This window comes from Bacillus sp. SB49 (assembly GCF_000469135.2).
Taxonomy (GTDB): Bacteria; Bacillota; Bacilli; order Bacillales; family Halobacillaceae; genus Halobacillus.
In genome coordinates, this window is the sequence record NZ_CP048117.1 from 1,850,965 (window position 1) to 1,876,090 (window position 25,126).

Here is a 25,126-nt window from a genome sequence, read left to right on the forward strand (position 1 = left end):
AATGCCGGGTCCTTTTTTTATGGTTCCAATAAGGTTTGATAAGGGCGGATGTCGATTTCTTTTTCCTTCAGTTTCTTGACGAGAAATTTATGGTCCCTTTTTGGAGTTGCCAGTATATACCCTTCAATCAAAATGTCCTGAGTTATTTTCTTTTTTTTCTTCTGTATAGCAATTTCCCCAATTCTTCCTGCTATCTTCTGGCGTGCAACGTCACGAAACAATTCTGGAACGGGGGAGACAAGCTCCTCCAGCAGCAACTTATGTTCATCACTCCACATGTGTCTTGTCTCGTCAACATAGTACTCCTCCCAGTCAATAGCTGACTTTCCGTCTTCTTTCGGCATTCTTTTCAGAAATTTGCGGAACATGAAAAAACCGCCGATACTCATAAGTCCGACCATGACTACGATCCACCCGATAATAAATAAAGCGAATCCACCTGACATTTGATCACCTGTTTCAATTTATTGGTAGGTATCGATGACTATATTATAAAAGTTCAGACATCTAATTACAATAGCGCTCCTGAAGGGTCTTTGGTTATAAAATTTGTCGAATTCAGAAAAATTTGCGTTTATTCATTTTACTTATAAATCGTTTTCATTTACAATAAAGATTGCAGATTTGTGAATCTATTACAAATATAGGTCACAAATATACAAATTTGGGGAATGGAGAAGCCGGTCGAACGGTGACACCATTTGAATATTGATGAGGGGGTAACAAGGAACATGGCTAGCAATGCTTTTAATGCTCGCAAACAATTTGACCTTAATGGCAAAACGTACAACTATTATGACTTGAAAGCCTTAGAAGAAGCGGGACACGGTAAGATTTCCCGTCTACCTTTCTCGATCCGTATCCTACTTGAATCTCTGCTTCGTCAACACGACGGACGCGTAATCGCTGATGCACACGTAGAGAGTCTTGCGCATTGGGGAACTGAAAAATCAAAAGGGGAAGACGTACCATTCAAACCTTCCCGTGTAATTCTGCAGGACTTCACCGGAGTACCGGCAGTCGTTGACCTCGCCTCTTTGAGAAAAGCGATGGTGGACATGGGTGGCAGCCCGGATAAAATCAACCCGGAAGTACCTGTCGATCTTGTAATTGATCACTCTGTACAAGTCGATAAGTATGGTACTGCTGATTCCTTGAATGTAAACATGGAACTTGAATTTGAACGTAATGAAGAACGCTACGAATTCCTTCACTGGGCACAGAAGGCATTTGATAATTACCGTGCTGTTCCACCTGCAACAGGAATTGTACACCAGGTTAACCTTGAATACATCGCAAACGTTGTCCACGCTCTTGAGAACGAGGACGGTACTTATGATACTTACCCGGATACACTTGTCGGAACCGACTCACATACGACGATGATCAATGGTCTTGGAGTACTAGGATGGGGTGTCGGAGGAATCGAAGCAGAAGCCGGGATGCTCGGACAACCTTCTTATTTCCCTGCTCCGGAAGTAATTGGTGTGAAACTGAACGGCAGCTTCCCACAAGGAACAACGGCTACTGACCTGGCACTGAAAGTCACTCAGAAGCTTCGTGAACAGAACGTCGTTGGTAAATTTGTTGAATTCTTCGGACCTGGTCTTCAGGAAATGCCGCTGGCTGATCGTGCGACGATCTCCAACATGGCTCCTGAATATGGTGCGACATGTGGATTCTTCCCTGTAGATGGAGAAGCGTTGGAATACCTTCGCTTGACCGGCCGCAGCGAAGAGCAGATCCAAATCGTTGAAGAATACTGCAAGAAGAACAATCTTTGGTACGATCCATCCCTTGAAGATCCGGAATTCACTTCATTGGTTGAAATCGATCTCGGAGATTTGGAGCCGAACCTTTCCGGGCCGAAGCGTCCACAAGATTTGATTCCACTTTCCAAAATGAAGGAATCTTTTGAGCAGGCGATCACTGGTCCATCCGGAAACCACGGTTTCGGGTTGGATAAGTCCGAATTTGATAAGAAAGCAGAGATCAAGTTCGAAAATGGCGATACGTCAACAATGAAGACAGGTGCTATTGCGATTGCTGCTATTACATCCTGTACGAACACGTCCAACCCACACGTTATGCTGGGGGCTGGATTAGTAGCTAAAAAAGCCGTAGAAAAGGGTCTGGAAGTTCCGGATTACGTGAAGACTTCTCTTGCACCCGGTTCGAAGGTAGTAACGCGTTATCTGGATGATTCCGGATTAATGCAGTACTTGAACCAGCTTGGATTTAACCTTGTCGGTTACGGATGTACGACATGTATCGGTAACTCTGGTCCACTTCTTCCGGAAATCGAAAAAGCGATTGCGGACAGTGATTTGACGGTTTCCTCCGTTCTTTCCGGTAACCGTAACTTTGAAGGACGTATCCACCCGCTTGTAAAAGCGAACTACCTGGCATCACCACCGCTTGTTGTCGCTTATGCACTTGCAGGTACGGTTGATATCGATCTTAAGAATGATCCGATCGGTAAGGATAAAGATGGTAAAGACGTCTATTTCAACGACATCTGGCCGTCTCAGGAAGAAATCAAAGCAGAGATTTCCCGTGTCGTAACCCCGGAAATATTCCGTAAAGAGTACGAGAACGTGTTTAATTCCAACGAAAAGTGGAATGAAATCGATACGACGGACGAACCACTGTATGATTGGATCGATAACTCCACATATATTCAGAATCCGCCGTTCTTCGAAGGTCTATCAAGTGAACCTGAAACGGTTAAACCGGTAACGGGTATGCGTGTGATCGGAAGGTTTGGCGACTCGGTAACGACCGACCACATTTCTCCGGCCGGTGCTATTCCTAAAGACATGCCTGCCGGCGAGTACCTGCAGGAAAATGGCGTAAGCCCTAGAAACTTTAACTCATACGGATCCCGTCGTGGTAACCACGAAGTAATGATGCGCGGAACGTTCGCAAACATTCGTATTCGTAATGAACTTGCTCCTGGAACAGAGGGAGGTTTCACAACTTACTGGCCTACAGAAGAAGTGATGCCGATCTACACAGCAGCTATGAAGTATCAGCAGGACGAAACGCCGTTGATGGTCCTTGCTGGAAACGACTATGGTATGGGCAGCTCCCGTGACTGGGCAGCTAAAGGTACAGACCTTCTGGGGATCAGAACGGTCCTTGCAGAAAGTTTTGAAAGAATCCACCGTTCCAACCTTGTCATGATGGGTGTACTTCCGCTTCAGTTCCAACCAGAAGATTCTATTGAGTCTCTCGGTCTGTCCGGACGTGAAACGTTCGATGTAGAAGTGGGTGAAAGTGTCAAACCTCGCGATCTTGTCAAAGTGACAGCGACCGATGAGGAAGGCAATAAGAAAGAATTTGAAGTAATTGCCCGCTTTGACAGCGAAGTGGAAGTGGATTATTACCGTCACGGTGGTATTCTGCAAATGGTTCTACGAAATAAATTGAGCTGATCCAATGTAAGAAGATCGTCCTTTGGGCGGTCTTCTTCTTTCATATAAAATAGGGACTAGAAGGAATAAAAGAATTCCGTTATTCTTATACATAGAAGTAAATGAGTTTCGGACGGGGGCAGGATATAATGAAGCAATGGCTGGCTTTGGCTTTTCTCCTTGTACTTTTCGCCATGGTTGTCCTTCCCGGTTTTGGAGGGGAAGATGAGAAAACGGGTGAGAGGGATACAGAAGAAAAGCAGGGGGCAGGGATGGTGGCTCCGAATGCGCCGGACGGCTTAGAGGTGGGGGAGGCAGCTCCTGATTTCACCGTGGAGACAGTAACGGGAGAGATCGTCCGTCTAAGCGATTACAGGGGAAAGAAAGTGTTTCTTAACTATTGGACGACCTGGTGTCCCCCATGCCGGGAAGAAATGCCCGAAATGCAAAAGTTCTATGAAGCCTTTTCTGATGAAGTGGAGATCCTTGCCGTAAACGGTACCGGCACCGAAGACGGAGGAATAAGTATGGTGAGAGATTTTATCAGCAGCGGGGAATATACATTTCCTGTTCTTCTGGATGAACAGCTCGAAATAAATGAGACATATCAGATCTTAGCTATTCCGACCACTTATTTCATAGGTACAGATGGAATTATCCAAAAAGAGCGGAGAACAGGCCCGATGACTTATGAATTTATGGTGAAGATGAAAGATGCGTTAAATTAGGAATATTTTTATTGTTTAAGGGAAATACTGCTTATTAAAGGAGAGATTCCCATGAGAAGACATAAACCCATATCCCTGGAAGAACGGATTAAAGAAAACATTCGCTCTATTCAGGCAGATGAGAAATTAATGGCACAGATCGATGAACGGATAGAGAAACGCCACCGAGATCGAATGAAACAAATCCCGTCTTAAACTGGGATTTGTTTTTTTTTTGAATTCCTTCATAAAGTGCCGGACGAAGGGGAAAAGTAATCGTTGACCACTGGATGGTTCATTCTTTTTAGGAGGTTCATGAGATGTCTCATAAACAACAGCATATGTCGAATCAAAAGCCAAACCCGGATCATCGGGCTGATAATGTGGAGCGGTTACAGAATCAGGTGCAGAACACGATAGAGAACATAGAAGCGTCAAATGATGTATTAGCCTACGCGACCGAGGAAGAGCGCCAGGACATCGAGAAGAAAAATAAACATCGAAACCAATCTCTTCAGGCTATGAGGGAAGAAATGAAAGATGAATCCAGGCATCAGCAATATTGATGGTAAGCCGTCCTTGTCAGGGACGGCTTTTCATTTCTCGACTTTAAGCGGTGTTCGTCTACATAATTCGTTGTCTGTGATAAAATGAAAGGCGTTGATAGAAAAGGAAGTGATTGGACATGTTAGATAAGTTAAGGCAATGGTCGGATATAGAGGACCAGCCGCCGATTTCTGAAACGGAAGCATTGCGATATTTAAATGAAAACGAATTACAGGATAAAGAGCTGCAGGCCCTGTTGTATGCGGCACTTGCTTATCACCGGATTCAAAGACACGATGGAAAGGATGCGCTTGCCGAGCAGTTTATCGATGAGGCAAGAGTCATGGAGGGAAACCATCCGCTTATCCATGATCTATATGAATCCCAACTGCTGCTGCACGCTTATAAGTTATTAAGGGATACGCCGTTTGAACAGTGGTCCCTTCATGAGACAGATCATGATTCTGCAAAGGCGAAAAAGGCAAGAGTTATATATGAGGATATTAAAGAACTACGGGAAACGTGGGATGGGGATCTTGCTGAGAAGACCATTTTGAATGCATCCACTCGTATGAAAATTTACCAGGAAGTCTATCAGGAATTGACAGACCTTGAAACGATGCTGGAGGATGCAATCGCGTCTATAGAGAACCGAAGAATACGGCTCCCTGTCAAAGACATCAATCAGCGAATGCGACGTTTATCCGACGTTCAGGATGAGCTTTTCAAGCGTTTGCCTGATTTTTTGACAGGTGGTGTGTATGGAAGTCCATTAGAAGCTTTTGACAGGATGGTGGGTTTGAAGGATGTAAAGACATACATTCGCAGGTACTACCATTTTCTTAAATATCAGCAAAGAAGGAAAAGCTTTGGTTTTTCCATGGTCGACGAACCGGGTCTGCACATGATTATTACTGGTAATCCAGGAACAGGAAAAACCACGATGGCACGCCTGCTCGCTGATATTTATCATGAACTGGGGATTCTTGAAACGAAAGAGGTAGTGGAAGTAAACCGCTCCCATTTAGTAGGATCTTACGTTGGACAAAGTGAAGAGAACACGATGAATTATGTGAAACAAGCCATCGGAGGAGTACTGTTTATTGATGAAGCCTATACACTCCGCAGGGAAGGACAGACAGGAAACGACTACGGTCAAGCCGTCATTGATACGCTCGTCTCTGCTATGACAAGCAAAGAATATGGTGGGAAGTTTGCGGTGATTCTTGCTGGTTATCCGGAGGAAATGCGGCAATTCCTATGGTCCAATCCCGGATTACGCAGTAGATTTCCGGAACAGAATCAAATGGAGCTGCCGGATTATCAGATGGACGAACTCATCACGATTGCCGAAGAAACCGCGCTAGATAACGATTTCTTTTTCACAGAAGCAGCTCGAAATGAATTTGTCTCTTTAATTGAAAGAGAGAGGGTCGATGATTCGTTCGGGAATGCACGGACGGTGAAAAATCTCGTTTTGAAAACCGTTTTCCAAAAAGGTGCGAAAGAAGCGGAGAGAGACAAGCACCACTGGCTTGATCATATGAGAATTGACTTGGATGATTTGGATGTAGAGGAATCTTCTGATACCAGCGAACATTCCCCGATGAAGCGCCTTGATTCCTTAATTGGACTTCACAATGTCAAAGAGGAAGTGCGTAAGCTTTCTTCCTTCGTACAAGCGCAGCAAAAACGGAAAGAACAAGGATACCCGGTTGTACCGATTCAGCTTCATTCCGTCTTCTCTGGTAACCCGGGAACAGGAAAAACGACGGTGGCTGATATTTATGCAGGGGTCCTTAAAGAATGCGGCTTACTTAAGCGCGGCCACATGGTCGTCGTTTCGAGAAGTGATCTGGTAGCAGGTTATGTCGGGCAAACCGCTATAAAAACGAAGCGTAAGATCAGAGAAGCTCTCGGAGGCGTACTGTTTATCGATGAAGCCTATTCCTTATATAATGGTGGGCGTGACGAATTCGGAAAAGAATCAATCGAGACACTCGTCGACGAAATGACGAAGCACAATGAAAACTTAGTGGTCATTTTAGCAGGGTATGAGAAGGAAATGGAACAATTGGTTGACAGCAACCCAGGGTTATCATCCCGATTCAAAAAGTATTTTCGTTTTCCTGATTACGCGGAACAGGAACTGCTGCAGATGACACACTATCAATCGGCTCAATACGGCTATCATTTCAATGAATGGACGGAGTCATTTCTTCTTGAGAAGTTCACCGATCATTCTATTCAGGGGAATGGAAGATTTATTCACAATCTAGTCAACGAAGCCATCCAGTTTCAGGCCATCAGGATTCTGGAAGTGGAAGAAGCGGATATGAATGTATTAGAGCTTAATGATTTTGAGAAAGCTTGGAATATGGTACGGAGGGAGTCGTAACGATGAAAATAGTAGAAACGCCGATACAGGTAAGGTATCAGGAAACAGATATGATGGGGGTTGTCTATCATGCAAACTACCTTGTGTGGTTTGAAATCGGCAGGACGAGTTTCATCGAGGGGATCGGTTTCAATTACGCGGAAATAGAGAAGCAAGGAGTCGTTTCTCCTGTCATCGATGCGAATATCAGCTTTAAGAATCCAGTCCGCTACGGAGATGATGTCAAAGTGCGCACATGGATAGCTGCCTACGACGGTCTTCGCGTATCCTATGGCTATGAAGTGGTGCATGCAGACGGGACCCTTGCCGTTTCCGGTGAAACCAAGCACGTTATCGTAAAGAGTGAAAATTTCCGTCCCGTTTCCATCCGGCGTCGTTTTCCCGACTGGCACGACGCATACGTAAATGCAATGGAGCCGTCCTCCTGATGGCTTTCGGAGTGAAGCGTGAAGAATTGATGGAATGGAAGCGCCGTGTCAAAAACGGGGAAATCGCTTTTCTGACACATTTTTGGCTTGATGATCGCTTTCCGGGATGCGATACAGTAACGAAAGTCGGATGTGCAGATATTCAGAAACTGGAGGAGTGGGGCAAGGTACATGGCCTTGACGGCAAATGGATTCACCGTGACCCCCGTTTTCCTCACTTCGACCTTTTCGGGGATCGTCAGTTTGATATCCTCTCTAAGGAAGGATATGGGGAGCACATTCGCAGATTTCGTTTGAAAAAGCAGAAGGAACGCCCTTAAACCAAAAATAAGACGCCATAAGGCGTCTTATTTTTGGTATTCGAAGGAAGGTTCCTTCCATTTTTCATCTAGTTCCACAAGGAGGGAATGGCCGTCGAAATACCATTCATCATCCGCTTCAATGAAAAAGTGAATCGTTCCTGTATCCGTTTGAGCAATTGGATCGACGGGTTCTGACAGGCTGATGGCTAAAGAAAAACCCGGCTGCAGGCCTCCGACACCGCCGTACCGGACATAGAAACGGAGGTGTCCTTCTTCCTCTATGTCAAGCTCGTCTTTGTACCATTTTGCTGCTTCCTCAGTTACTGTTAAATTCATGATTTCATCTCCTGTTCGTTCAGATGGTCTAATAGTGCTGTATCCTGTGTTTCATCTGTTCAAACCTGTTTCTGCATTATTTAAGGCTGCGTTTTTTATCTGGAACAGGATCGAATCCCCCTTTGTGAAAGGGGTGGCATTTCGAGATGCGTCTTACAGTGAGGTAAAAACCTTTAAAGAATCCAAACCGGCGAAAGGCTTCAAGTCCGTATTCGGAACATGTCGGTTGAAATCGGCATGTCGGCGGGAAGAATGGACTGATGCCCTTCCGGTAAAACTGGATCAATGCAATCATTATGTGTTTCATCGCTTGCGAACCTTAGTTTTGTTCCTGTTTCTTATCATAAGTCACCGTTGCTAGTGCATCGTGCAGGTGGATGGATTCTTCATTACGACAGGAAACTTTAAATGCCTCCACAAAGTCGTACTCATACAAATCTGCTGCAACTAGACGTACGATATCCTCGACGAAACGAGGGTTTTCATAAGCCTGCTCCGTCACCATTTTCTCATCCGGACGCTTGAGGACCGGATGAATACGTGCACTGGCATTGCTTTCCGCCGCTTCTAAAAGGGCAGCTTTCCAATCTAAGTCCTGCTCATCGTAATCATCGGTTAATTTCACTTCCATCGTGACATTCCCACGCTGGTTATGCGCACTGTATTCACTAATTTCCTTGGAGCAAGGGCATAATGTTGTGATTTTCCCTGTCAATGCAACTGTTATATCATGACCTGTCTCCCCATCATATTCTACCCGTATGGTTGCATCCGCATGGTTCATGCCTGCAAGATCGGAATAAGGTCCTTTCCGTTCAAAAAACCAAGGAAAGGTTACTTCTACTTCTGCGTCTTTTTGTTTCAGGCGTTCCGCAAGTTCCTCTGTGAACTGCTTCAATGTAGCTATATCGACGGCGAAGCCTTCGTTATGATACTTGTCGAGCTGCTCTGTGAAGCGGCTCATATTTGTTCCTTTACTGCCTTTTTCAATCGAAGAACCGAAAGAAAAAGTACCGATGGTTGTTTGGATCTGAGGTGTGAGGTCGCTCGGAATCCGAATCGGATGCTTTACATTCGAAATCCCGACCATATCGATATCAAATAAGAAATCTTTTCTTGAGTTTTGCAGATCGGCCATTTTATCTTTTTCCATAGGCTTTGTGCGCGGTCCCGGTGCTACGGATCCGAAAAGCTTATGGCGCTCTTCTTTAGAAGGAAGTTGTTTGTTTGTATTAAGCTCTGTCTTGTTCATGACAATGACTCCTTTCAGACCTTCAATATATGTGAAAGTATACAATATGTACTTCTAAATATACAACGGAATGCTTGCAGGATGTGCACTATCCTTTAGGGTATGCTATAAAATAAAGCCTATCCCGGAAAGGATAAGCTTCCTTCATGGATATTCACATCCAGGTAATTTTCGGTTCGGTCTTGTCGATGATCCGTTTAATGTTGGATCGGTGCCGATAAATGACGAAAACCGTAAATAATCCAATGATTATACTCAAACCGAAATCTTTGGTGAGAACGGCTGCAATAATGCCGATAACTCCGCTGATCATCGATGACAGGGAGACATATTTACTGATATACAAAAGGATGAAGAAAGATAAGACCAAAATCAGAAATACGAGCGGGTTCACGCCTAAGATGACACCGGCAGATGTAGCGACCGCTTTTCCCCCTTTGAAACCTGCAAAGACAGGATACATATGTCCAATGACTGCAAATATACCTATGACAAGAGGAATGACGTCAGCACCGGCGAAGAAAGGGATTGCTGCAGCCAAGGTTCCTTTCAGAATATCTGATATTGTAACGATGAGGCCAGCTTTCATGCCAAGTACCCGAAACGTATTCGTTCCTCCGAGGTTTCCGCTTCCATGCTCACGGATGTCTGTACCGTAGCCGATTTTTCCAACAATCAGGCCGGAAGGGATCGAGCCTAAAATATAGGCGAGAACTATATATAGAGCATACTCCATGGCGTTCATCTCCTTTCATAGTAATAGTTTATCATGTGTCGTCCAGTTAAAGAACTGTCTGTCCAAATACTTTTTTCCTGCCGCGAGGGCAAAGGAAAAGGCTGTTGGTCCAATTTTCTGCATTTCTAGTATGTACTGATTAAAGGGAGCGAGGTTCGCTCCGACGACTCTTTATTATACCAATTGAACGGTTCATTACAAGTTTTTTTTGGAGCAGTTCTTAGATAAATGGATAGGGGAAACGAACATGGGGGGATTTGACAGACCAAACTTTCCGCTGAAGGTTTATCCATATAGGAAAATGGATATATAAATATGATGCCAGCTAACTTGTTTACAGGAGGAAAACGATGATTACGTTTAAAGATGTGACAAAAACCTATCCGGACGGAACCACGGCGTTAAAAGACGTTAATTTTGACGTTCGCGAAGGAGAACTTCTCGCCCTCATCGGACCTAGTGGATGCGGAAAAACGACGACGATGAAAATGATCAATCGTCTCATTGAACCGACGGAAGGATTAATAGAGATACATAACAAGGATATTAAGGAATACAACATTCATGAACTGCGCTGGAACATCGGTTATGTCCTGCAGGAAATCGCTCTGTTTCCACATATGACCATCGAAGAGAATATTGCCGTTGTACCTGAAATGAAAAAGTGGAAGAAAAAGGAGCTTTCAGCCCGTATCGATGAGCTGATGCATATGGTCGGACTGGACCCTGATAAACACAGGAAGCGTAAGCCGAGTGAATTGTCCGGTGGTCAGCAGCAAAGGGTCGGTGTCATACGTGCTCTCGCTGCCGATCCTGAAATCATTTTGATGGACGAACCGTTCAGTGCTCTCGATCCGATCAGCAGAGAGCAGCTTCAAAAGGATATACGCTCGCTGCAGCAGGAGATTAAGAAGACGATTGTATTCGTTACCCATGATATGGATGAGGCCCTTGCACTTGGGGATCGGATCTGCTTGATGAAAGAAGGGGAAATCGTCCAACTGGACACCCCGCAAAACCTTGTCCTTAACCCGGTGAACAGCTTTGTGGAGGATTTCATCGGCTCAAGAAAAACACCGTGGCAGACGGCGGTCGACGTCATTATGGAACAATCCGACGATGCTGTTTATTCTGTGGACGATTACGAGAGCGGCCGTGTACCGACTCATGGAATGTTTCATCTTCGCAAGTCCGATGGTACGAACGGCGGAGCAGTCATAGATGGACGCCGGGAGGTTGTTCCGGAACTGGATAATGGGATGGTCTTGAAAGATGCAGTTGCCCTGTTTGAGAAGCACAAATATGACAGCCTGCCTGTCGTTCGCGGCAATAAGCTGATCGGAACACTGTCCTATAAAGATATCGTTCTCTTTCTCAAAAGCCAGTCGAAGGAGGAAGAGGTATGAATCAATTCATCGAAGTGTTCAGCCAGAGACAGGACATTCTGCTTGAAAAGATATGGGAACATCTGCAAATCTCCATTATATCACTCGTCATTGCTACGTTGATTTCTGTCCCTCTCGGTTTACTGTTGACGCGCAAACAGAAAATTGCAGAACCGATCATTGGACTTACGGCAGTCTTGCAAACGATCCCCAGCCTTGCGGTCCTGGCTTTTCTTATTCCGCTGTTCGGGATCGGTCAGACACCGGCAGTTATTGCTTTGACCGCCTACGGACTACTTCCGATCCTGCGTAACACGTACACAGGTATCAAAGGGGTCGATCCTGCTTTGAAAGAAGCGGCTACAGGTATGGGCATGTCCTCTTTCCGAAGGTTGTCTAAAGTGGAACTGCCTTTGGCGATGCCGATTATTATGGCAGGAATAAGGACGTCTATGGTCCTGATCGTAGGGACGACGACCATTGCAGCATTAATCGGAGCAGGCGGGCTCGGTGATCTAATTCTGCTTGGGCTCGACCGCGGCGGCGATGCCAATCTCATTCTTCTTGGTGCGATACCTGCGGCGCTGCTTGCCATCCTTCTCGATTTAATTTTGCGTTTATTTGAACGAACATCAGCGAAGTCCGGATTCCGGTCTTTGATCAGTTTATTGGTAATCGCTGCACTTATCGCTGTGGGTCCGCTCGCATTCGGAGGCAAAGGGAAAGATGACCTTGTCCTCGGTGCAAAGCTCGGGTCAGAGCCTGCTATCCTTATCAACATGTATAAGCTTTTGATAGAAGACGAGACCGACCTCCAAGTAGGCTTGCAGGCTAATTTAGGGAAAACGGACCTGGTCTTCAGTGCACTCGAGGAAGGAAGTATTGATATCTATCCGGAGTTCACCGGAACAGCCATTGTATCCCTCCTTGATGAAGAGGCAGAAAGCAACGATAAGAAGGAAGTCTATCTTCAGGCAAAGCGTGGGTTGGCAGAAACGTACGATATGGCTTATTTGGAGCCGATGGCATTTAATAATACGTACACGGTTGCCACCACGGAAGAAATAGCAGAACGTTACAACCTGGAAACCATGGAAGATTTAAAAGCTGTGGAAGATCAGCTGACTGCAGGTTTCACCTTGGAATTTAACGACCGACAAGACGGCTATCAAGGGATGAAAGAGCTGTACGGACTCGATCTTGCCGAAGTGAGGACCATGGACCCCGGTCTCCGTCAAGGTGCTATATCGAGCGGAGATGTGGATATCATTGACGCTTATGCCACGGATAGTTATATGGTAGAATTAAATCTAAAAGTGTTGGAGGATACGAAGAACCTTTTCCCGCCTTATCAAGGTGCACCATTGATGAAGCAGGAAACACTGGAAGAGTATCCGGAGCTTAAGGAGATCCTGAATCAGTTGTCAGGAAAGATCTCCGATGAAGAAATGAGAGAAATGAACTATCAGGTAGATTATGAAGACCGTTCCCCGGCTGATGTTGCAAGCGAATATTTGGTTGAGGAAGGTTTAATCGAAGAATAGGAGGAGTTAACGTGACCTTTCAAAATCCATCGAAACAAGAGATAAAAGAACTGCTCCAAAACTCGAAGCGTATTGCCGTCATCGGCCTCTCTGATAAGCCGCACCGTACATCGTATCAGGTAAGCGAGGCGATGCAGCAGGCAGGTTATGAAATCATCCCCGTCAATCCGGCTGTTGAGGAAGTGCTCGGTCAAAAAGCAGTAGCAAGCCTTGCGGAGGTGGAGGGACCCATTGACATTATCAATGTCTTTCGACGTTCTGAATATCTTCCTGAAATCGCTGAAGAAGCCAAAAACGTCGATGCGAAAGCGTTCTGGGCTCAGCAAGGCGTTATTCACGAGGAAGCTTATGATATACTGAAAGATGATTCCAAACTTGTCATCATGGATTTGTGTATCAAAGTGGCTCATGCCCTTTATCGATGATATATCTGTGATTTTTCGTTTAAATCCCTGCATCTGCGGGGGTTTTTTCGTTTTTTTTGGAAGAATTATGTTTGCGAAACCATATAAAATCGCTACAATATAACAAGCGATGTTTTTTGTTGTCAGTGCAATACACTTTTTTTGAATGAACAACAAGCTTCTCTTAGGGGGTATAAGAAAGGTCAAGGTAATCCCTGACTTATTCCATAGGGTCTCTTGAGGTTCCATATGTAAAATCCGTTTACACAATCGAACGTTTGTTCTATTATGGTAATAGTTGTTGGTTAAGAAAGGAGCCGATGGTAAATTGTCGAGTCAAAATCAAACATACACAGATGATTCCATACAAGTACTAGAGGGACTGGAGGCTGTCCGAAAGCGGCCGGGGATGTATATCGGATCCACCGATCATCGCGGACTCCATCACCTTGTCTATGAAATCGTCGATAACGCCATCGATGAAGCATTGTCTGGTTTCGGCGAACAAATGACTGTCACGCTCCACAAAGATGGAAGTGTTTCTGTCGAGGATGAAGCGCGCGGAATGCCGACGGGAATGCATAAAACAGGAAAGCCGACCCCGGAAGTCATCTTGACTGTCCTGCACGCCGGAGGGAAATTCGGTCAAGGCGGTTATAAGTCGTCGGGAGGTCTGCATGGCGTAGGTGCTTCTGTTGTAAATGCTCTTTCGGAATGGCTGGAAGTTCATATTGCCAGGGACGGAGAGAAGTTCTATCAACGGTTCGAGAACGGCGGTGTTCCGGTTACGTCTCTTGAGAATAAAGGGAAGACGCGGAAGACAGGTACGACCATCCGATTTAAGCCTGATCCGACCATTTTCTCAGTTACGAAGTTCAACCTGGAAACGTTATCGGAAAGGCTTCGCGAAGCGGCTTTTCTTCTAAAGGGGTTCCGAATCATCCTGGTTGATGAACGGAATGAAAAAGTTCAGGAAGTTTATCAATATAACGATGGGTTGGAGTCGTTCGTCGGTTACTTAAACGAGGAGAAAGATACGCTTCATCCTGTCGTGTCATTTGAGGGCAGCCAGTCCGGTATTGAATTGGATTTCGCTTTTCAATTCAATGATGGTTTTGCTGAGAACATCTTGTCCTTCGTAAACAATGTGCGGACGAAAGACGGCGGTACCCACGAGTCGGGAGCGAAGACAGCGATTACACGTATTTTTAATGACTATGCAAGAAGAGCACAGCTGTTGAAGGATAAGGATAAGAACCTGGAAGGTAACGATATCAGAGAAGGGTTTACAGCTGTCATTTCTGCGCGTATCCCTGAAGAGCTGCTGCAGTTTGAAGGCCAGACAAAGAGCAAGCTCGGGACATCGGAAGCAAGATCAGCCGTGGACAGTGTCATCGCTGAGAAGCTTTCCTACTTCCTGGAAGAGAATCCGGACATTTCTTCCATGCTGATTAAAAAAGCGATCAAAGCTAAAGAGGCAAGAGAGGCTGCTCGTAAAGCAAGGGAAGATGCGAGATCCGGCAAGAAGAGGAAGCGCAAAGATACGTTGTTGAGCGGGAAGCTGACTCCTGCCCAGTCGAAGAACGCACAGAAGAATGAGCTCTATCTTGTAGAGGGTGATTCTGCCGGTGGTTCAGCGAAACAAGGAAGGGATCGAAAATTCCAGGCTGTCCTTCCGCTTCGTGGTAAAGTTATCAATACAGAAAAAGCCAAGATTGCTGACATCTTTAAAAATGAAGAGATTTCCACGATCATTCACACAATCGGTGCGGGTGTCGGAGGAGACTTCACATTAGAAGACTGCAATTACGATAAAATCGTCATCATGACCGACGCGGACACCGACGGAGCGCACATTCAGGTGCTTCTTTTGACGTTCTTCTTTCGTTATATGAGGCCGCTTGTAGAAGCTGGCAAAGTCTTCATCGCTCTCCCGCCGTTGTATAAGGTGAGTAAAGGCAAAGGCAAGAAGGAGAAAGTCGAATACGCCTGGGATGAAGAAGGCATGCAGAAATTATTAAAAGAATTCAAGAATGGTTATTCGATCCAACGTTACAAAGGTTTAGGGGAAATGAACGCTGATCAGCTTTGGGAAACGACGATGAATCCGGAATCACGTACATTGATTCGAGTCACCATCGATGATCTTGCTCGTGTAGAACGCCGTGTGACGACACTGATGGGGGATAAAGTAGAACCTCGACGGAAATGGATTGAATCCCACGTCGCTTTCGGAATGGAAGACGAAGCGAATATATTAGAAAATGATAAAATCCAATCGTAAAAGGAGGACCTCCTGTTGTCTGAGGCAGAAAAGTTTTTAGATTTACCATTAGAGGAAGTTCTCGGAGACCGCTTCGGGAGATACAGTAAATACATCATCCAGGAAAGGGCCCTCCCGGATGCAAGGGACGGCTTGAAGCCGGTGCAACGGCGGATTCTTTATGCCATGCACCAAGAGAAGAATACCCATGATAAAGCCTACCGGAAATCGGCAAAAACGGTCGGTACAGTTATTGGTAATTATCACCCGCACGGAGATTCTTCGGTCTATGAAGCAATGGTGCGCTTGAGTCAGACGTGGAAGGTGCGGCATCCGCTTGTGGAAATGCACGGGAACAACGGCAGCGTAGATGGAGATCCGCCCGCGGCCATGCGTTATACAGAAGCCAGGCTGTCTGCAATATCCTCGGAGCTCCTGCGGGATATTGAAAAGCAGACGGTTGAATTCATTCCTAACTTCGATGATACGATTGAGGAACCGACCGTTCTTCCTGCCAAGTTTCCCAGTCTGCTTGTAAACGGGTCTACAGGGATATCCGCTGGGTATGCTACCGAGATACCTTCTCATAATTTAGGCGAAGTCATCGATGCGGTAATCATGCGCATCGATAAGCCGAAATCCACAGTCCCTGAATTAATGACGAAGATTCAAGGTCCGGATTTCCCTACGGGCGGTATTATACAGGGGGTTGCCGGAATTCAAAAAGCTTATGAGACCGGCAAAGGGAAAATCGTTCTTCGCGGCCGGGCGGAAATCCAGCAGCAGCGTGGCGGCAAAGAACAGATCGTTATTCATGAAATACCTTATGAAGTGAATAAAGCGAGTATGGTTAAACGGATGGACGAGCTTCGTATTGACAGAAAAGTGGAAGGGATCGCCGAAGTTAGGGATGAGACCGACCGCACGGGCCTGCGGGTGGTTATCGATTTGAAGAAAGATGCAAACAGCGAAGGCGTGCTGAACTACCTTTATAAGCATACGGACCTGCAGATTTCCTACAACTTCAATATGGTTGCCATTCACGAACGGACGCCGAAGTTGATGAGTTTACCTTTGATGCTGGATGCCTATATCCACCACCAGAGAGAAGTAGTGACGAGGCAGTCAATCTACGACTTAAATAAAGCGAAGAAACGTGCGCACATTGTAGAAGGATTAATTAAAGCTATTTCCATCCTCGATGAAGTCATTGCAACCATTCGGTCATCTAAGGATAAAGCAGACGCAAAACACCAATTGATGATGCAGTATGACTTCAGCGAAGAGCAGGCGGAAGCCATTGTTACGCTCCAGCTCTACCGTCTGACGAACACGGATATTACGGCACTTCAAAAAGAAGCGGCCGAGCTTGCCGACCAAATTGCCTATTTGGAGAACCTGCTTGGTGATGAGAAGGAAATGATGAAGGTCATCAAAGCAGATCTGCGTTCCATGAAAAAACAGTACAGCGAGAACCGCCGCACAACGATCGAAGAGAAAGTGGAAGAACTAAAGGTCGATCTTGAGGTTACCGTTGCAAGTGAGGACGTCATTGTTTCCGTTACGAAAGACGGTTACCTGAAACGGACGAGCCCGCGGTCATACGGTGCCTCGAACGGGGAAGATTTCGCCCTGAAAGACGGAGACCATCTGCTCCGATTGTTCGAGATGAACACAACGGACACCATTCTGTTATTTACAAATCTCGGGAAGTATCTGTTTCTTCCCGTTCATAAACTTCCGGATATACGCTGGAAGGACCTTGGTCAATATATCTCCAACATCGTTCAGGTCGATAAGAACGAATTTATTGTGGAAGCCATCCCTATTCGTACATTTGAAGCGGACCGGTACCTCCTCTTCTTTACGAAGAATGGAATGGTGAAGAAGAGCGAATTAGGGTTGTATAAAGCACAGCGGCATTCCAAAGCTTTGGTCGCCATTAACTTGAAGAACGATGATGAAGTGGTGGATGTCCATTTGACAGATGGAAATTCTGATATTTTCATCGCTTCCAATAGAGCATATGGACTATGGTATAAAGAGGAGGAAGTAAATACTGTCGGCCAGCGGGCTTCCGGGGTGAAAGCCATCACGCTTAAGGAAGACGAACAAGTCGTATCCGGACAGGTCTTTAAAGCATCGGAGGACCCTTCCATCCTTCTTTATACCCATCGAGCAGCGGTGAAACGGATGCGTTTGAAAGAATTTGAATGTACAAGTCGAGCCAAACGAGGGCTCATCATGCTGAGAGAGTTGAAGAAAGATCCGCATCAGTTGATTGATGTACACCTTGTGCAGCGCGACGATCAAATCGTGCTAATGACGGAGAAGGATCAGTTAACAGAATTGAAACCGATGGATTTCAAAGCCAATGACCGCTACAGTAACGGTTCTTACGTCCTTGATACAGAGGAGCAGGGCCGGGTGGTCGAAGCATGGCTCAAGTCGGAATATGAAATCCCTTTTCGTGATGAATCCGAGGATACGGATAACCGTTAAGGTATAAGAAGCGCCCTGATATCAGGGTGCTTCTTTTTACCTCGTTGTATTTTCAGAAAAATGTGATAAGATGAATGTATATTCATCGCTTGGAGGTGATGTATGAGTGAGCTTAGGGACAGGATCATTGGACATTCGCTGATCTTATTTGAAAAACATGGGTTTCACGGCGTTTCCGTTCATGAAATCGTGCAGGCTTCGGGTACTTCCAAGGGAGGGTTCTATCACCACTTTCAATCAAAGGATGAACTGCTGTACGTCATTCATGACATGTTTCTTACATATGTATGGAGGGAAGCGAGGGCAGCAGACGACACCCATCCATCTCCGGTTGCCAAGGTACAGGCGATCATACGTGCTTTCGTACACGTATTCGACTTATATCAACCCCACATTTCCGTCTACTATCAAGAGAGCATCTACTTAAAAGCACCCTATGCAGAAAAAATAAATCAAAAACGCGATGAATTTAAGCAGCTGATTTTTCACATTGTGGAGGAAGGGCAGAAGACAGGACATTTCCGAAGGGAGCTTCCTCTTGAAGTTACGGCCATGGCGATACTCGGAATGGTTAACTGGATGTACAAATGGTATAGAAAAGACGGCCCCTATACGATCGAACAGATAGCAGATGTCTACACAGACCTCGTACTTCACCTTTTGTTACCGAGAAGAGAGGACCGGACATATTTTGATCACTTATTGAAGGTGCCTTTTTTTTACGAATAAAAGAAAGCGTTTTCTTTTTTGTTTGATTACAGACCAACCAGTCGGTCTTCCAACTTGTAAGGAGGATATCTATGAATTTTGAATGGACAAAAGAACAGGAAATGACGAGGAACATGGTGCGTGACTTTGCGGATAAAGTTATCGGACCGAGAGCTGTTGCCATTGATAAGAACGCGGAGTTTCCAGAAGATATCTTTAAAGAAATGGGCAAGCTTGGTCTCCTCGGCATTCCGTTCCCGGAAGAGTACGGCGGTTCCGGTGGAGATACGGTGACTTACGCACTTGCTGTAGAAGAAATCGGACGTGTTTGCGGGTCCACAGGACTCAGTTATGCTGCAGCGGTTTCCCTCGGGGCAAGTCCTATCTATTATTTCGGAACAGAAGAGCAGAAACAGACGTTTTTGACACCACTTGCTAAAGGAGAGGGGCTTGCTTCTTTCGGTTTGACGGAGCCGAATGCAGGATCCGATGCCGCTGGCACACAAACCCGCGCGGAACTGAATGGTGATCATTATGTCATCAACGGGGAAAAGTGTTGGATTACTAATGCGGAGTATGCTCGTTCGATAACTGTGACTGCCGTTTCCGGTAAGCGTCCGGACGGGAAAAATATCATCTCTGCTTTCATCATTCCGAAAGATACCAAAGGCATGAAGGTGACGAGTCCGTACGACAAAATGGGAGTACGCGGCAGCAACACATCAGAGATTATTCTTGATCATGTCATAGTACCAAAAGAAAACCTGCTTGGAGATCCGGAGGCAGGATTCAAACAGTTTCTTTATACGCTGGACGGCGGGAGAATATCTATTGCGGCACTTGCTGTCGGTATTGCTCAAGCTGCATTAGACAGGGCTTTAGCCTATGCAAAAGAACGGAAGCAATTTGGCCAACCGATTTCCAAATTTCAAGCTATTCAATTTAAACTGGCCGATATGGCGATGGAAGTCGAGCTTGCAAGGAACATGGTTCATAAGGCGGCTTGGTTGAAGGATAAAGGAAAGCCATTTACGAAAGAATCCGCCTATGCCAAACTGTTCGCCTCTGAAACGGCTTTCCGCGCAGCAAATGAGGCGATTCAGATACACGGAGGATACGGTTATATGCGCGAATATGAAGTGGAACGCTTTTTGCGCGATGCGAAACTCCTGGAAATTGGAGAAGGTACATCAGAAATACAGCGGCTTGTTATCGCCCGCTCATTAGGCTGTTAATTAAAGGAAGGAGGAAGCGTTATGGCTTTATTGGAACAGACCGTTGGGGAACTCTTGTCAGAAAAAGCAGCGCAGCATCCGGATCAGGAGGCTTTTGTCTATCCTGGTTTGTCGATAAGGAAAACTTACAGGGAATTTGAAGAAATGACGGATGAAGTGGCTAAAGGCCTGATGGCTCTTGGTGTTGAAAAGGGAGAACATATAGCTATTTGGGCGGACAACAAGCCGGAATGGCTATTAAGCCAGTTTGCCTCCGGAAAAATGGGTGGCGTTCTCGTAACCGTCAATACGAACTACCGAACTCAGGAACTGGAATACTTATTGAAGCAGTCAGATGCTTCCACTATCATTCTTGCAGAGGATTTCAGGGGAACGTCCTATATGGATATTTTGAAAGAAATCTGTCCTGAGCTTGAAACATGTGAGAAAGGCGCTTTGGAAAGCGAACGACTTCCATTTCTAAAGAATGTCATCGTATTAAGCGAGCGCTCATATAAAGGATGCTACAACTGGCAGGATCTTCTCGATATGGGACTGACTGTTTCAAACGAGGATCTCTCAGAAAGAAAAGAGACGCTTCATTTCCGGGATGTCATTAATATGCAGTACACTTCCGGGACGACAGGGTTCCCTAAAGGCGTCATGTTAAGTCACCATAACATCGTGAATAACGGAAACCAGGTGGCCGACTGCATGCGGCTTACAAACGAAGACCGCCTATGTATACCGGTTCCTTTCTTCCACTGCTTCGGATGCGTACTAGGTACTTTGGCGGCGGTTTCTAAAGGCGCGACAATGGTTATTTTAGAGCAGTTCGATCCTCTGGAAGTATTAAAAGCGGTTACGAACGAATCTTGTACAGCGCTTCATGGTGTCCCGACGATGTTCATTGCTGAATTGAACCATGAAGATTTCGAAAAATGGAAACCGACAACCCTCCGTACCGGCATCATGGCAGGTTCGACTTGTCCGATGGAAGTGATGAAGCGGGTGATGGACGACATGGGTGCAGGAGAAATAACCATTGCATACGGACAGACGGAATCCTCCCCGGTGATTACTCAAACGAGAGCCGATGACCCGATCGACCTTCGTGTGACGAGCGTCGGCCGCGTCCATCCGCATGTCGAAGTGAAAATAATCGAACCGGCCACCGGAGAAGAGCTTCCTCCGGGTGTACCAGGTGAACTGTGCACACGCGGATATTTAGTAATGGCAGGATATTATAAGAATGAAGAGGCAACGGAAGCGGCTGTTGATCCGGACGGATGGCTGCATACGGGAGATGTTGCTGTCTGCAGTACGGAAGGATATATCGAAATTACCGGAAGAATCAAGGACATGGTCATCCGTGGAGGCGAAAACGTCTATCCCAGAGAAATCGAAGAGTTCTTATATAAACATCCGGACGTTCTCGATGTACAGATCGTTGGAGTGCCTGATGAGAAATTCGGGGAAGAAGTCATGGCATTTCTCATTCCAAAGGCAAACGTCACATTGGCAGAAGAGGATATTCGTGCGTTTTGTTCAGGCAGTATATCGAAACATAAAATTCCGAAGTATATCTGTTTCGTAGAGGAGTTTCCGATGACGGCCAGCGGTAAAATACAAAAATTCCGTTTAAGGGAAAGCGCGCTTGAAATACTGCAAACAGAAACGTGAGGAGGAAACACCTATGTTTTCCAAAGTATTGATTGCCAACCGGGGAGAAATTGCTGCCAGGATCATTCGGACGTGCAGGAAGATGGGCATTCAAACGGTCGCTGTTTATTCGGAAGCGGACCAGGACAGTGCGTATGTATCCATGGCAGACGAAAGCTACCTTATCGGTAAACCAAGAGTAAGCGAATCTTATTTAAACGCGGATAAAATTCTCGACGTCGCTGTAAAGTGCGGCGCACAGGCCGTTCATCCCGGGTATGGTCTATTAAGCGAACATGCAGGTTTTGCGAGGAAGGTGGAAGAAGAAGGGATGACTTTTATCGGTCCTCCTTCAAAGGTTATTGCCAAGATGGGAGACAAAGTAGAAGCTAGAGCGGAAATGAAAAGTGCTGGTGTTCCGATTATCCCCGGTACGGAGGGTTCGGTTGATTCTGTGGAAGATGCAAAGAGAATCGCAGATGAATTCGGCTATCCCGTCATGCTGAAGGCAGCGGCAGGCGGCGGAGGGATCGGTATGCAGGCGGTCCATAATGAGCAGGAATTGGAAAAGGCATTCGCAGGGAACTCGAAACGGGCGGAGACATTTTTCGGAGACGGCAAGATGTTCTTAGAAAAACTGATTGACAAGCCGCGCCATATAGAGATTCAGGTGCTCGCTGACGAACACGGGAATGCCATTCATTTATTTGAGCGGGAATGTTCGATTCAACGCAGGCATCAAAAAGTACTCGAAGAAGCACCATCCCCGTCTCTATCTGAAGCAACGCGGGAAAAGATGTATAGAAGTGCTCTGAAAGCGGTGGAAAGTCTCGGCTACACGAATGCGGGTACGCTTGAATTTCTCGTAGACCAGGAAGAGAACCACTATTTCCTGGAAATGAATACGCGTTTGCAGGTGGAACATCCCGTTACAGAAGAAATTACAGGGGTGGATATTGTTGAGCAGCAGCTGCGCATAGCAGCTAAGGAGCCGTTGTCCTTTGGACAGGAGGATGTACAAAGGAATGGGCATGCGATAGAAGTGAGGATTTATGCAGAAGACTCCAATACTTTCTATCCCTCTCCCGGCAAACTCACAAAGCTTCGTCTTCCCGAAGGAGATGGAATCCGTCATGAGACGGCCATCTGTGAAGGTTCTGAAGTCACCCCTTTCTACGATCCAATGATTGCGAAATTAATAGTCCACGGCGGGGACCGTAAAGAAGCCGTAGAACGACTGACGCAAGCCGTGCATGCGTATGAAATAGAAGGAATTAAGTCAAATTTGATGATGTTGAAGCGGATCGTTACGCATGAGAACTTCATCATTGGCGACACGAAAACAGATTTTATTGAGGTCCATTATTTACCGACGTTAACGAAATGAGGAGGATGAAGAGATGAAGGAAGTGAAGGCTTCGATGGCAGGAAGTGTATGGAAATTGGTAGCAAAAGAAGGAGATTCGATAGAGGACGGGCAGGATGTCGTAATCTTGGAGTCAATGAAAATGGAGATACCAATCACGGCAGAATACTCCGGTGTCCTAAAGGAGATGAAGGTTGCAGAAGGCGACTTTGTCAATGAAGGAGATACGATCGCAGTCATTGAATAGGAGGGTCCTATGATCTCATTCCCTGAGAAAGTAAAGATAAAGGAAGTCGGTCCGCGCGACGGGTTACAGAATGAAGCGGTAGAGGTTCCATGGGAGCGGAAGGTGGAATGGATAAATCTTCTTTCTGCTGCCGGGTATGAATATATTGAATTCAGTTCTTTCGTTCATCCGAAGTGGATTCCACAACTGAAGGATGCTGATATAGTGGCGCGGTCCATCGACAGAAATCCCGGAACGACCTACGCTGCTCTCGTTCCGAATGTAAAGGGGTTGCGCAAAGCGCTGGATAACGGTGTCGATGAAGTAGCTGTCTTTATGTCGGCGAGTGAAACACACAATAAAAAGAATATCAACAAAACCATCAACGAGACGTATCCTGTTCTGCAAGAAGTCATCACAGAGTCCAAGCAGGAAGGAAAAAAGGTAAGGGGTTATATTTCTTGTGTATTCGGTTGCCCTTATGAAGGACATGTCCCATTCGAGCGGACAGCAGCAGTCGCAAAGACACTTTTGAAGATGGGGGTGGACGAAATATCTCTTGGCGATACCATCGGGACGGCCGATCCGAAGCAGGTCGACCTTTTTCTTGAGTACATGAAAGAGAGAGTCTCTTTGGAACATACGGCGCTTCATTTTCATAATACCAACGGAATGGCGCTTGCAAATGTGACGGTGGCTCTTCAACATGGAATCACCATCTTTGATGCATCTCTCGGCGGGCTTGGTGGATGTCCCTATGCCGAGGGAGCTTCAGGAAATCTTGCAACAGATGACCTCGTTCACATGCTTCATCGTATGGGGATCGAGACGGGAATTAATGAAGAAAAACTAAGGAAGGCAGCCGCCTTCCTTGAGCAAGAGCTCGGAAAACGTCTGCCGAGCCATCAAAGACAGATAGCCGCTAAAGAGGAGGTAGGTTGATGGATACGTTCACGAAACTGGAGGCTTTGGATACCCATGTGTATCTGCTGACATTAAACAGACCATCGAGTGCCAATGCCCTTTCCAGCGGGTTATTGGATGAATTGGAAGAAACGCTCAAAGATATTCAGCGGCGGCCGGAGATACGTGTGCTTTTAATAACAGGGAGCGGAAACAAAGCATTCTCCGCAGGCGCTGATTTGAAAGAACGGGCGGAAATGGGCGAAAAAGAGGTACTGGCGGCAGTGAAGAAGATCGGCAGTACGTTTCGACTTCTGGAAACGTTGTCCATTCCAACGATTGCAGTAATGAACGGTGCTGCTTATGGAGGCGGGCTTGAGCTTGCTCTTGCCTGCGATATCCGGTTTATGAGCAGTTCTGCAAAAGCAGGGTTGACGGAAACGTCGCTTGCCATCATTCCGGGCGCGGGAGGTACGCAGCGCCTGCCCCGCCTTATCGGACCAGGGAAAGCAAAAGCTATGATCTACTCTGCAAAGCCGGTGGAGGCGGATAAAGCTCACGCCATCGGTCTTGTCGAATATGTGTATGAGCCGCAGTTCTTATTATCTGAAGCAAAAGATTTCGCCTGTGCCATCGCACGCAATGCACCAACAGCACTGAAACAGGCAAAAAAAGCGATTCAGGAAGGGCTGGATGCAGATCTGGAAGCCGGCTTGAAAATCGAACACTCCTGCTACGAAGTAACCATTCCCACCAAAGACCGCCTGGAAGGGTTGAATGCATTTAAAGAAAAAAGGAAGCCGGATTATAAAGGAGAATAAACGTGGA

The 25,126-nt window shown here is 46.1% G+C and carries 24 protein-coding genes; 19 read left to right on the top strand and 5 right to left on the bottom strand.

What is annotated here, in order from left to right:
* Positions 1-17: 17 nt before the first annotated feature.
* Positions 18-446, bottom strand: coding sequence for a DUF2621 domain-containing protein (locus M662_RS09720; protein WP_008640337.1), 429 nt, complete (start codon positions 444-446; stop codon positions 18-20).
* Between the two features lie 285 nt (positions 447-731).
* Between M662_RS09720 and acnA the strand changes: the two genes are divergently transcribed.
* The 7 genes from acnA to M662_RS09755 all read left to right on the top strand — a co-directional run bounded on the left by acnA (position 732) and on the right by M662_RS09755 (position 7,815).
* Positions 732-3,437 (top strand): aconitate hydratase AcnA, encoded by a 2,706-nt coding sequence (gene acnA, locus M662_RS09725; protein ID WP_026577427.1) that lies wholly within the window; start codon positions 732-734, stop codon positions 3,435-3,437.
* A 128-nt stretch (positions 3,438-3,565) separates the two neighbouring features.
* Positions 3,566-4,144 (top strand): redoxin domain-containing protein, encoded by a 579-nt coding sequence (locus tag M662_RS09730; RefSeq protein ID WP_035387992.1) that lies wholly within the window; start codon positions 3,566-3,568, stop codon positions 4,142-4,144.
* Between the two features lie 51 nt (positions 4,145-4,195).
* Positions 4,196-4,339 (top strand): FbpB family small basic protein, encoded by a 144-nt coding sequence (locus M662_RS09735; protein WP_008638210.1) that lies wholly within the window; start codon positions 4,196-4,198, stop codon positions 4,337-4,339.
* A 125-nt stretch (positions 4,340-4,464) separates the two neighbouring features.
* Positions 4,465-4,689 (top strand): small acid-soluble spore protein Tlp, encoded by a 225-nt coding sequence (gene tlp, locus M662_RS09740; RefSeq protein WP_026577425.1) that lies wholly within the window; start codon positions 4,465-4,467, stop codon positions 4,687-4,689.
* Positions 4,690-4,808: 119 nt separating this feature from the next.
* Positions 4,809-7,067 (top strand): AAA family ATPase, encoded by a 2,259-nt coding sequence (locus M662_RS09745; RefSeq protein ID WP_026577424.1) that lies wholly within the window; start codon positions 4,809-4,811, stop codon positions 7,065-7,067.
* A gap of 2 nt (positions 7,068-7,069) precedes the next feature.
* Positions 7,070-7,495, top strand: coding sequence for an acyl-CoA thioesterase (locus M662_RS09750; RefSeq protein WP_026577423.1), 426 nt, complete (start codon positions 7,070-7,072; stop codon positions 7,493-7,495).
* The gene (locus M662_RS09755; RefSeq protein ID WP_026577422.1) at positions 7,495-7,815 is read left to right on the top strand and encodes a hypothetical protein; all 321 of its coding nucleotides are present in this window, start codon (positions 7,495-7,497) and stop codon (positions 7,813-7,815) included. The genes M662_RS09750 and M662_RS09755 overlap by 1 nt, the downstream gene beginning before the upstream one ends.
* Positions 7,816-7,842: 27 nt before the next feature.
* Here M662_RS09755 and M662_RS09760 read toward each other — a convergent pair whose 3' ends face one another.
* The 4 genes from M662_RS09760 to plsY form a co-directional block, all read right to left on the bottom strand.
* The gene (locus M662_RS09760; RefSeq protein WP_026577421.1) at positions 7,843-8,133 is read right to left on the bottom strand and encodes a HesB/YadR/YfhF family protein; all 291 of its coding nucleotides are present in this window, start codon (positions 8,131-8,133) and stop codon (positions 7,843-7,845) included.
* A gap of 76 nt (positions 8,134-8,209) precedes the next feature.
* On the bottom strand, positions 8,210-8,440 hold the full coding sequence (yidD, locus tag M662_RS09765) for a membrane protein insertion efficiency factor YidD (RefSeq protein ID WP_008638194.1): 231 nt from the start codon (positions 8,438-8,440) through the stop codon (positions 8,210-8,212).
* Between the two features lie 12 nt (positions 8,441-8,452).
* Complete coding sequence (gene folE2 / locus M662_RS09770) at positions 8,453-9,385, bottom strand: GTP cyclohydrolase FolE2 (RefSeq protein WP_026577420.1); 933 nt, start codon at positions 9,383-9,385, stop codon at positions 8,453-8,455.
* Between the two features lie 154 nt (positions 9,386-9,539).
* Positions 9,540-10,121, bottom strand: a complete 582-nt coding sequence (gene plsY, locus M662_RS09775; RefSeq protein WP_008638189.1) for a glycerol-3-phosphate 1-O-acyltransferase PlsY — start codon at positions 10,119-10,121, stop codon at positions 9,540-9,542.
* Positions 10,122-10,471: 350 nt separating this feature from the next.
* Here plsY and M662_RS09780 point away from each other — a divergent pair, with 350 nt between their 5' ends.
* The 12 genes from M662_RS09780 (at position 10,472) to M662_RS09835 (ending at position 25,119) form a co-directional block, all read left to right on the top strand.
* A complete protein-coding gene (locus tag M662_RS09780) occupies positions 10,472-11,527 on the top strand; it encodes an ABC transporter ATP-binding protein (protein ID WP_026577419.1) in 1,056 nt (351 codons plus the stop codon).
* Positions 11,524-13,050: an ABC transporter permease/substrate-binding protein gene (locus M662_RS09785; protein WP_026577418.1), complete on the top strand. Its 1,527-nt coding sequence runs from the start codon at positions 11,524-11,526 to the stop codon at positions 13,048-13,050. Before M662_RS09780 ends, M662_RS09785 begins: the two co-directional genes overlap by 4 nt.
* 11 nt (positions 13,051-13,061) lie before the next feature.
* The gene (locus M662_RS09790; RefSeq protein ID WP_026577417.1) at positions 13,062-13,475 is read left to right on the top strand and encodes a CoA-binding protein; all 414 of its coding nucleotides are present in this window, start codon (positions 13,062-13,064) and stop codon (positions 13,473-13,475) included.
* Between the two features lie 307 nt (positions 13,476-13,782).
* Positions 13,783-15,738, top strand: a complete 1,956-nt coding sequence (gene parE, locus M662_RS09795; RefSeq protein ID WP_026577416.1) for a DNA topoisomerase IV subunit B — start codon at positions 13,783-13,785, stop codon at positions 15,736-15,738.
* Positions 15,739-15,753: 15 nt separating this feature from the next.
* The gene (gene parC / locus M662_RS09800) at positions 15,754-18,219 is read left to right on the top strand and encodes a DNA topoisomerase IV subunit A (protein WP_026577415.1); all 2,466 of its coding nucleotides are present in this window, start codon (positions 15,754-15,756) and stop codon (positions 18,217-18,219) included.
* Between the two features lie 102 nt (positions 18,220-18,321).
* On the top strand, positions 18,322-18,948 hold the full coding sequence (locus tag M662_RS09805; RefSeq protein ID WP_026577414.1) for a TetR/AcrR family transcriptional regulator: 627 nt from the start codon (positions 18,322-18,324) through the stop codon (positions 18,946-18,948).
* A 71-nt stretch (positions 18,949-19,019) separates the two neighbouring features.
* A complete protein-coding gene (locus tag M662_RS09810) occupies positions 19,020-20,162 on the top strand; it encodes an acyl-CoA dehydrogenase (RefSeq protein ID WP_008638178.1) in 1,143 nt (380 codons plus the stop codon).
* 21 nt (positions 20,163-20,183) lie between these two features.
* The gene (locus M662_RS09815; RefSeq protein ID WP_026577413.1) at positions 20,184-21,824 is read left to right on the top strand and encodes an AMP-binding protein; all 1,641 of its coding nucleotides are present in this window, start codon (positions 20,184-20,186) and stop codon (positions 21,822-21,824) included.
* Positions 21,825-21,837: 13 nt separating this feature from the next.
* A complete protein-coding gene (locus M662_RS09820; protein WP_026577412.1) occupies positions 21,838-23,190 on the top strand; it encodes an acetyl-CoA carboxylase biotin carboxylase subunit in 1,353 nt (450 codons plus the stop codon).
* A 13-nt stretch (positions 23,191-23,203) separates the two neighbouring features.
* Positions 23,204-23,416, top strand: coding sequence for an acetyl-CoA carboxylase biotin carboxyl carrier protein subunit (locus M662_RS09825; RefSeq protein ID WP_008638172.1), 213 nt, complete (start codon positions 23,204-23,206; stop codon positions 23,414-23,416).
* 9 nt (positions 23,417-23,425) lie between these two features.
* Positions 23,426-24,337: a hydroxymethylglutaryl-CoA lyase gene (locus M662_RS09830; protein ID WP_026577411.1), complete on the top strand. Its 912-nt coding sequence runs from the start codon at positions 23,426-23,428 to the stop codon at positions 24,335-24,337.
* On the top strand, positions 24,337-25,119 hold the full coding sequence (locus tag M662_RS09835) for an enoyl-CoA hydratase-related protein (protein WP_026577410.1): 783 nt from the start codon (positions 24,337-24,339) through the stop codon (positions 25,117-25,119). The genes M662_RS09830 and M662_RS09835 overlap by 1 nt, the downstream gene beginning before the upstream one ends.
* Positions 25,120-25,126: the final 7 nt, after the last annotated feature.